The following is a 9348-nucleotide window of genomic DNA, read 5'->3' as shown; positions in this document are numbered from 1 at the left end:
TGGCCGCGCCTCGTCACGCCCCCACGCCGCACATCACGAACTCCGGCTGTAGTACTAGGCGTCAGCCCTCACTGTCCCCGGGGCTCATGACGCAGGCAAACCATTCCATTGTCTTCGAAATAACAGGCATAATTCCGAGATTCGAGAAGATCACTGGCGTCCCTTGGCGCCTGCGTCACCCTGTACTACTCCGGCAGACGAGCGCAGTTGACCTGTCCCGCCGGTGTGGCAAGGGGAACTTCCCGCCAGTCGGCAGTTCCTGATACGGCCGCAGGTCCCGGAGTACTGGCGCTGCATCCCGACCGTTGCGGGCCCTCCTTGGCATCGCCAGTCTGTTCGAATCCGCCGAGCGACGACCGGTTGTGCTCGGTCGGGGCCCAAGCTTGCCTGGCAGGTCCGCCAGCAACCCGTCGACAGCATCCCGCGCCGTCCGCCGCGTCGCCACGCGCGCGCAGCACGCCAAATACGCTGCCGCGGCTCGCCCAGTCCACTGCTCCAGCCGTCGACTTTTACGCTCAGCGCAGCAGCCACCGCGCAACTTCAGTCGTTCTCAGAGAATCTGCATGATCAAGCGATGGCGGCACCATGTCACCCCAGCCACCAGATCGCCACGCAAGGCGAATCAGCCAAGCTCAGGATCTACCACTGTAGTTCGAGCCGCTCCAAGGTCGCTCAATGCCTCATAGGTGACGTCGGCAACGAGTTGCGCACAGCTGCCGTCTGGGTCGAGGTCAGGGTCGAGGATGCAGACCGCCGCTCCAACAGCGTCTGCGGCCAGCTCGCCGAGCAATGTGATCAGTTGCTGAGGGTTCAGCCCTCCTGGATCAGGGCTGTCGACCGCGGGCATGAAGGCGGGGTCAAGCACATCGACGTCGACGTGTAGCCAGTAGCCCTCGAGGTCCTGCGCTGCCAATGCTTTCCGGATCAGGCTCAGCGTCCCATCAGGATCGCTGACGACCTGCCTCGCTGGAATGACTGCCGCCAGTGTCTGCGTCGCCTCGGTGGTGCCCTCGTCATCGTCTCGGCATCCAACGTGGACTACGTGCTGTGGCAGGAAGTACGGCCGCAGACCTTCAATATCCGACACCTCGGGCAGGTGTAGTCCGACGGCTGCGGCCAGGTCCTCACCAGCCACACTTGCGCACTGGTCAGAATTGCCGGGATGACGAAAATCGGTGTGGCCGTCGACATGCACGAGTCCATATCGCCCGGCGCGCGCCAAGGCCACTCCTGCACCTAACAGCACGCTGCAGTCCCCGCCGAGGACCAGTGGTGCGCGTCCTCGGGAAATGATGCCGCCAATTCTGCCGGCCAGTCGCACCGTATAGTCGACCAGTGCATCCTGATTCCGGACCCGCCCCGAGCCCGGCAGCACGTCATCAACGTACCTACCGGCGATCACAACGCCGTCGTCCTCGGCGCCGGCGGCTTCAAGACGGCGGTACAAGCCGGCTTCACGCAGCGCGTCCGGCGCCTTGGCGCCGCCGGGGACGCTGGTGGCCTGCGGCGGCCGCAGGCCGAGATTTGTTGGAGCCGCCACAATCGAGATCATCGTCGAACCTCCACAGCAAGGCGCCGGATCAGCCATTCGATCGCTTGCGGATAGCGATATTCAATAGCCCCGTGGGCGCCGTCGAACAACTCGAAATGCACCTGCTCTGGATCCACACCGACGCCCACGACTGCTTGATGAAATGCGGACGCTCCGAGATCCAGGTAGTACTCGTCCCGACGGCCCGCGTCGATCCAGATGGCTCGCATCGATCGCAGCGCCTCGCCGTTCTGAGCCGCGAGCCTCACCGGATCCCAAGCAAGCCATCGCTCCCAGACCTCCGGTATCAGCCTGCCCGTGGATGGATCGAACGGTACATGCACGGATCCGTCGGCATCGGACGAGTAAGCTGCAGAGTATCCGTAGATCTCGATCAGCATCTCGTCGAGCGGATGGAGCAGCGGAGTCCGAGCGGCCCGGAAGTAGTCCAGGAACGCCTCATAGGATCCGCCGAAGTCGTCCCGAAGTCGTCGCGCCAGTTGCGGCAGCATGGACGCATACGACGTGTCGAACAGCGCATCGCCCGCATGAGTCGCGAAACCACTGAAGAGGTCTGGGCGAAGCATGGCCGTGACCATCGAGCCGTACCCCCCGCTTGATTTGCCCGTGACAGCACGATGGTCGCGGTGCGCAAGCGTTCGATACGCATCGTCGACCCAGGAGACGATGTCATCGCATAAATAGGTGTGATAGTTCCCTATTGCCGCGGAATCGAGGTACTGACTGCCCCCGTAGCTCGTCCAGGCATCGACGAACACGATCAGAGCTTGAGGCATGCCGGGACGAGAGAACAGGTTGTCCAGTAACTCGGGAAAAGTTGGACGAAAGGGTGTTCGATTGGACCACATCGCAATCGTTCCGCAGTACCCCTGGATCACATACGCAACCGGATACCGCCGGTCGCCTTCCGAGTATCCAGGAGGCGTGTAAACCCATAGTGCGCGCTCATGCGGATCTCCCAGCGGATTGCCTCGCAATGCCGCACTTGTGATCACATGCTGATTCAATTGCCCATTTAATCGGTCGTGCCCAGTCAACGGTAATCCTTCCTCTAAGCAACTGACCTTGGTGCCACCGGGATGCTGCCCCAAGCCTGGTGCATGCACCGCCGGGGCTGAGCTTTGGCTCAGACAGTTCGACGGCCGCGGATGCGCTCGTGATGTCGACGGACGCGGGCCCGGTTGCCGCATGTCAACGGACTGCACCAGTGGCGGGAGAGATTCTTGCTTGCGTCCAGGAACAACCACCCACATTCGCTGTCGGCGCACTGGCGGAGGCGGGTGAGATCCTCCGTCGCCAACAAGTGCCAAGCTGACAAAGCCAGCATCCCGGGGAGGTCGGCGATCGTCGTCGAGCGAGCCGTCCAGGTCAGCGGGACGATCGTTTCGATTGACGCATCGGCGAACGCCTCGGTGATTCGAGCGCTCAGGACTCTGATGTCGTTCCGCCGGGGGGTATTCCTCGTTGCCAGGGGCTGAAGAACCCGGTATGACGTCTCGCGAAGCCTTCGGGCGTCCTCGAGGATGGTCTGCGCGAGACTGGCATCGCGGCGGGCGTCGGCGGCGAACCGTTCGCCCTGACGACCCGCGATGATCCCGGCGCTCGTTGCCCAGAGCAGCAGCGTTGTCCAGTCCGGGAGCGTTTCGACCGTCCTGGCTGCGGCCAGGCGTCTCGAGACGGTGTTGACCAAGTCCAGCTGTGGATGGCCACCGATGCGAGGAAAACTGCCGTCGTGCTCACGTGTCTCCGGCGGCGTTCCACCGCGCCGCAACTCAAGCACCGGCCGCCAGTCGGCCGACAGTCGGGTACAGGTCAAGTCCGAAAATGTCCACCTGTGGCGACCGCTGCTGGACGATCATGCCGCCGTCGACCGGCACGACGACGCCGGTGATATAGCGGGCCTCCTCCGAAGCGAGAAACGCGTAGGTGGCGGCCAGGTCTTCTGGGACTCCTACCCGGCCCAGCGGGATGGATTTGCCGCGTTCAGCGAGCACTTGGTCACTGACTGCTCCCTCAGGCGCGACATTGATCGATCCCGGTGCGACTGCGTTCACCCTGATTCCGTACGGCGCCAGATCCAGGGCCATTGCTCGGGTCATTGCCTCGATTCCGCCCTTGGATGCGTCGTAGGCAACCTCACCGCGGTGGGCCCGCGTGGCGCCTCCGCTCGAGCTGGAGATGATTGCGCCGGAGCCCTGAGCAACCATGCGCCGTGCCGCTGCGTGCGAGCAGAGGAAGACACTGCGCAGATTGACATTCATCACCCGGTCCCACCATTGTTCGTCGGCGTCGAGGAAGTGTCGCACCTGCCCGATCAGTCCGGCGTTGTTGACCAGGATGTCAAGGCTGCCGAACTTCTCGATGGCGGTGTCGAAAATCTGCTCAACCGTGGTCTTGTCCGACACGTCTCCAGCCGCAACCTGTGCCTGGCCGCCCAACTCGACGATCCGGTCTGCAACGACCTTGGCCTTGGCCTCGTCGACGTCGTTGACACAGACCCGGCCCCCGATCTCGGCCAGCCGAATCGCGACGGCCGACCCGATACCGCCGCCGGCACCGGTGACAATTGCGGTTTTGCCTTCCAAAGATCGACTCATCTTCGTCTTGTCCTATTCGTATTCGAGCAGCCGTTAACGAACGGCTGCGAGGAATTCTTGCGTTCGGATATGTTGTGGGGTGGTGATGACCTGCTCGGCAGATCCGTCCTCGACGATCCGGCCGCCGTCCAGGAAGACCACTCGATCGGCGACATCGCGGGCGAATCCGATCTCATGCGTGACGACGATCATCGTCATCCCCGACTTGGCCAGGCCACGCATGACGTCGAGCACATCGCCTACCAATTCCGGGTCGAGGGCGGAGGTCGGCTCGTCGAACAGCATGAGCTTGGGTTGCATACACAGTGCCCTGGCGATCGCGACCCGCTGCTGCTGCCCACCGGACAGTTGTGCCGGATAGGCGTCGCGCTTGTCGGACAGGCCGACGCGCTCCAGCAGTTCTTGAGCTCGTTCGAGCACGGCGCCCTTCGGATGCCGTAGGACCCGACAAGGTGCCTCGATGAGATTCTGGAGCACCGTCATGTGAGGGAAAAGGTTGAACTGCTGGAACACCATGCCGACGTCCGCTCGCCGCCGGCAGATCTCCTTGTCGCTCAACTCGTACAGCTTGTTGCCCTTCTGACGGTATCCGACCATGTGACCGCCGACCCACAGACTGCCGCCACTGATCGTCTCCAAATGGTTAATGCAGCGCAGCAAGGTGCTCTTGCCCGAACCCGACGGTCCGATCAGGCAGACAACCTCGCCCGCGTCGACCTGCAGGTCGACGCCTTTGAGCACCTCGGTCCGACCATACGAGTGCCGAACGCCCACGGCCCGGACGACTGCGGTGCTCATCGCGTCCTCCGCGTCGCGAATCGGTCGATGCCGAAGACACTCCGCAGCTGCGCAACCGGCGTGAGGGCCAGATCCTTCGAGCCCCGGGCGTAGTGCCGCTCCAGGTAGTACTGGCCGACCGAGAGGATGGAGGTCACCACGACATACCAGATACTGGCGACGATCAGCAGCGGAATCGTTTCGAAGGTTCGCGCATAGATCGCCTGCGCGGAGTAGAGCAGGTCAGGGACGGCCAGCACGCTGACCAGTGAGGTCGTCTTCAACATGCCGATGGTTTCGTTGCCGGTCGGCGGGATGATAACCCGCATCGCCTGAGGAAGAATGACCCGTCGCATGGTCTCGATCCGGGTGAGCCCGAGGGCGCCCGCGGCCTCGGACTGTCCACGATCGACCGACAGGATGCCGGCCCGGACGATCTCCGACATGTAGGCAGCCTCGTTGAGACCGAGTCCGAGCACCGCAGCCATCATCGGGGTGATCAGCTCGTTCGCATTCAGCGCGACGCCCGGAATCCCGAAGGTGAGTTTCGGGTACAGGGCGGCCAGGTTGAACCAGAACAGCAGCTGAACCAGAACTGGCGTGCCCCGGAAGAACCAGACATACCCGAACGCAGCCCCCCGGACAACAGGATTCGGAGACAGCCGGCCGACCGCAATGACCGTCCCCAGAGTCAGTCCGACAAGCATGCAGAGCCCTGTCAACTGGAGCGTGACCACGACTCCCCGGCCGATGGACACGTCTCGCAGATAGGTGCCGACAGTCGGCCACCCGAAGCGGTCGTTCGTCAGTACAGACCAGCACAGACATCCTAGAATCGCCACGACGAGGAGCGCAGCCGCCCACCGTCCCGGATGCCTCCGCGCAACGATGACAAGATCCGCGGCATCGGTGTCTGAAAGCTCGGCGATCGACGTCATCTTCGGCCTCAGTTGTAAGACGCCAGGAGCGCCGTCCGCGGAATCGACCACTTCTGCATCAAGCGCTCTAGAGTCCCGTCAGCCGCGAGGGTAGTGATGGCCGCTTTCAGAGCCGGCGCCAGGGCGGAGTCCTTCGGAAGCGCCATCCCGGTCATCACCGGTTTGTAGATCTCTCCGGGGGCGACTTCGTACTTGCCGTTGGACCGCGACGCTCGGTATCCACTTGGGATGCTGTCCTCCATAATCGCATCGGCCCGGCCCCCAGCCAGCGCGAGATGCGCCTCGTCGAGCTTCGGGAAGAGGGCCGTTTTCACAGGTGCCTTGCCTGCGGCCACGCAGTCTTTCGAGATCGCCGGCAGGAACTCGATCCCCTGCACGCTGCCCTTCTCACCGGCCACCCGGTGTCCGCACAGCGACATCGGGTCCATCGACAACCTCAGCGGGTTGCCACTCGGGACCACCAGCGCGGAGCCGTCGCGCAAATACGGCACGAAGTCCACCACCCGTTCTCTGGCCGGCGTGATAAAGAATCCTGACATCCCGAGGTCGTACTTTCCCGCAGCCAGACCCGGGATGATCGCGTCGAAGGTCGAAGTGACATGCTCGGCTTTCAGGCCGAGCGACGCCGCGATGGCGTCGGCGAAGTCAATGTCGAACCCGATCAAGGTTCTTCCGTCGGCGTCGAGGAACTCCATCGGTGCGTTCGTCGACGCACTGGCGACAGCAATGGAGCCTTTGGCCTTGATGTCTGCGGGCACCAACTCGGCCGCCTTGCCCGGAGCCACGCCTGACGACTGACCTGCCGGCTCCTGGGTCACGCCCACTTGGGACGATTGGGAGGTACACGCGACGAGACCCGCGAAGGCGAGTACGGCGGCTGCTGCCCCGCCGAAACGAATTGTCGATCTCAATTCATGCTCCCTGATTCTCTGGTACCGCGCCGAATCGCCCAGCAGGTGTTGTATTCGCATCGGACGCGGCCGACTGAAATACGGGCACCGAGTAAAATCAATCAGAGACGACTGGCCTTTGATGCGCTACTTTATTCCTGACCACGGTGGTCGCGGTCGATATTCTCTTCACGCGACCACCAGCGGACCTTAAGGCTGCTGGTCCTTCATGATCAGCGCCGAAGCCTGTCGACGCGCGGCCGTCCGCAGCAGTTTCATCATCTCGGTGACACACGGAGAGGCTGCTCCGCCGTCACGGGTCAGCAGATGAACCCGGCGCCGAGGTGGACGGGGACGCACAGGCACCAAACGCAACTGTGGATGCGAGGTGTGGAGAGAAAGTGCCGGCACGAAGGTGATCCCGACGCCGGCCGCGACCAGCGCCTGGGCGATGTGGTAATCGTCGGTCTCGAACGCGACCCTGGGCTGGAAGTTCTCCCATCCGCAGGCCAGCGCCGTGAACTCATGAACGCTCGATCTGGAGGAGCTCGCAATCCAATACTCGTCGGCAAGGTCGGCCAACGCAACCGAACCGGCCGTCGCGTGCCGGTGCCCCTCAGGCAGGGCCACCATCATCTCCTCAGCGAGCAACTGCTCTGCGACGAATGTCTCGTCGTGTGGAGGAGGGATGCCGTCGTAGTCGAACGACAGGGCCAGGTCAAGCTCGCCCCGTGCCAGCCGACCGACGTACTCTTCGGGCTCCCCCTCGGTCAGTCGGAGTTCCACCTCGGGCCAGGCAGTATGGAAGCCCATCAGCGCTTCAGCCACGACAGTCTCCCCGACGCTGCGAAAGGTTGCGAGCCGCAACCGCCCACCACGCAAACCGGCGATTGCCTTCAACTGCTCGTCCGCGACGTCGAGTTGTTCGAGGATCCACTCCGTGTGCTCGACGAGGATCCGGCCGGCCTCGGTCAAGGCGACGCTCTGCGGTCCGCGCTCCACCAGCACAGCCGACATTTCCTTCTCGAGCGCAGCGATCTGCTGACTCACCGCAGAAGGCGTATATCCCAGCGCCTCCGCAGCCGCGGTCATCGAGCCACGGACGGAGACCTCGCGCAGCACCTTCAGACGCCGTACGTCCAGCACGTCATCACCCGACTTCGCTCTGTGGGCACACCGCGTCCCCGGCGCCCGGCATCATCAGCGTTCCGATCCCAACGCGATCAGGACGTCACGGATGGCGGCAACGACTGCGACCCGTTCACCGCCGACGCGATAGGTCGCATAGATCCGCCGGGCCAGTGTGACATCGCCAACGGGATGGACCTCCACACCGCGGTGATGATTGCGGGCAGAGATCTCCGGCAGAAAAGTGACACCCATGCCACGGGCAACCAATTCCTGGGCGATGTGGTAGTCATCGGTATGCATCACGATTCGTGGCACGAACCCCACCTGGGCGCAGGCTCGTTCAGTGAAGCGATGGACCGCGTTGGCCGGCGTCGAGGCGATCCAGCTCTGCGTTGACAGATCCGCAAGCCGCATCGGTCGGCTCTTGCGCCAAAAACCCCGGGGAACCGCGACCAGAAAGGGATCCGTGCAGATCAGATCCCGGACGACGCCGTCATTGAACGGCAACGACAGCCAGTCGTAGTCGTAGGTCAGCACCAGATCCAGCTCATGTCGGCGAAGCGCCGCGATGTACTGCTCCGGCTCGCCCTCGACGAGACTGATCTGGATGGCCGGATGGTGCCCGCGAAAGTACGTGATGGCATCGACGAGCAGCGATTCACCCGCGCTGCGAAAGGTTGCCAGTCGCAACCGACCATGGCCCAGCCTGCCGACGGCCCGGACGTGCTCTTCGGCCGACAGAAGGCGGGCGATCATCTCCTCGGCGTGACGCGCCAGGATCCGGCCGGCGTCGGTGAGCTGGATCTGACGGCCGCCGCGCTCGACCAACGGGAGGCCCGCCTCCTGTTCGAGAACTTTCAGTTGCTGGCTCACCGCGGAGGGTGAGTACTGCAGCGCTTCCGCAGCGGCCGTCAGCGTCTCGTTCCGCTCGATCTCCAGCAGCAGCGCAAGCCGGCGCACGTTCAGCCGGGATTGGAACTGCCGAGGGATGTTGGTGCCGATCGTCATCCGCCTTTCACGCCAACAGGGAGGTCAACACCTCCGCCACCTGTGCGGTGTACTCCCGTCCAGGATCGCGATCGACGTTCAATCCCGCAAGAGACACGCCAGCCAGCCTGTGGTCTCGCACGATCGGCCGCAGCAGCACATCCAGCTCACCCCAGGCGAGCCCCCCGCTGACCGGGAAACTAACCGCCGGCATCACCGAGCCGTCGACCACATCGATGTCCAGATGCAACCAGAAAGGCATGTTCTCTCGCTCGATGAGAGCCGCCATACGATCCGCCACCATCTCTACGCCGGCAGCCCGAATCGCTGACGCATCGAAGACGCGAGCGTCCGGGATGGCCACCGACGCCTCAGCCGCGCCTGCCAACTGTCGCCGCGGACCGTCGGCGTCTCCAAGCACCAGAACATCGCCTGGTTCCACCAACGGAACATCGCCGGCCAGTGCCCGCACGTCA

At 63.6% G+C, this 9348-nt stretch carries 10 protein-coding genes; all 10 read right to left on the bottom strand.

Annotated features, from left to right (window positions below):
* Positions 1-622 precede the first annotated feature (622 nt).
* Positions 623-1552: an arginase family protein gene (locus ABD255_RS07375; RefSeq protein ID WP_344211185.1), complete on the bottom strand. Its 930-nt coding sequence runs from the start codon at positions 1550-1552 to the stop codon at positions 623-625.
* Complete coding sequence (locus tag ABD255_RS07370) at positions 1549-2589, bottom strand: alpha/beta hydrolase (RefSeq protein WP_344211183.1); 1041 nt, start codon at positions 2587-2589, stop codon at positions 1549-1551. The genes ABD255_RS07375 and ABD255_RS07370 overlap by 4 nt, the downstream gene beginning before the upstream one ends.
* Positions 2590-2678: 89 nt before the next feature.
* Entirely contained in the window at positions 2679-3368 is a 690-nt protein-coding gene (locus tag ABD255_RS07365) for a CGNR zinc finger domain-containing protein (RefSeq protein WP_344211181.1), read from the bottom strand.
* Complete coding sequence (locus ABD255_RS07360; protein WP_344211179.1) at positions 3325-4149, bottom strand: SDR family NAD(P)-dependent oxidoreductase; 825 nt, start codon at positions 4147-4149, stop codon at positions 3325-3327. Before ABD255_RS07360 ends, ABD255_RS07365 begins: the two co-directional genes overlap by 44 nt.
* Before the next feature lie 33 nt (positions 4150-4182).
* The gene (locus ABD255_RS07355; RefSeq protein WP_344211177.1) at positions 4183-4947 is read right to left on the bottom strand and encodes an amino acid ABC transporter ATP-binding protein; all 765 of its coding nucleotides are present in this window, start codon (positions 4945-4947) and stop codon (positions 4183-4185) included.
* Positions 4944-5864, bottom strand: a complete 921-nt coding sequence (locus ABD255_RS07350) for an amino acid ABC transporter permease (RefSeq protein WP_344211175.1) — start codon at positions 5862-5864, stop codon at positions 4944-4946. The genes ABD255_RS07355 and ABD255_RS07350 overlap by 4 nt, the downstream gene beginning before the upstream one ends.
* Before the next feature lie 8 nt (positions 5865-5872).
* Positions 5873-6688 (bottom strand): ABC transporter substrate-binding protein, encoded by an 816-nt coding sequence (locus ABD255_RS07345; protein WP_344211173.1) that lies wholly within the window; start codon positions 6686-6688, stop codon positions 5873-5875.
* Positions 6689-6964: 276 nt separating this feature from the next.
* A complete protein-coding gene (locus tag ABD255_RS07340; protein ID WP_344211171.1) occupies positions 6965-7900 on the bottom strand; it encodes a LysR family transcriptional regulator in 936 nt (311 codons plus the stop codon).
* Between the two features lie 54 nt (positions 7901-7954).
* Complete coding sequence (locus tag ABD255_RS07335) at positions 7955-8893, bottom strand: LysR substrate-binding domain-containing protein (RefSeq protein WP_344211169.1); 939 nt, start codon at positions 8891-8893, stop codon at positions 7955-7957.
* 7 nt (positions 8894-8900) lie between these two features.
* Positions 8901-9348, bottom strand: a 448-nt coding sequence (locus ABD255_RS07330) for an arginase family protein (protein ID WP_344211166.1), incomplete at its 5' end; no start/stop codon positions are given.

The sequence above is a fragment of the Kribbella sancticallisti genome (assembly GCF_039530625.1).
GTDB lineage: Bacteria > Actinomycetota > Actinomycetes > Propionibacteriales > Kribbellaceae > Kribbella > Kribbella sancticallisti.
This window is presented reverse-complemented; position numbering and strand designations above follow the sequence as displayed.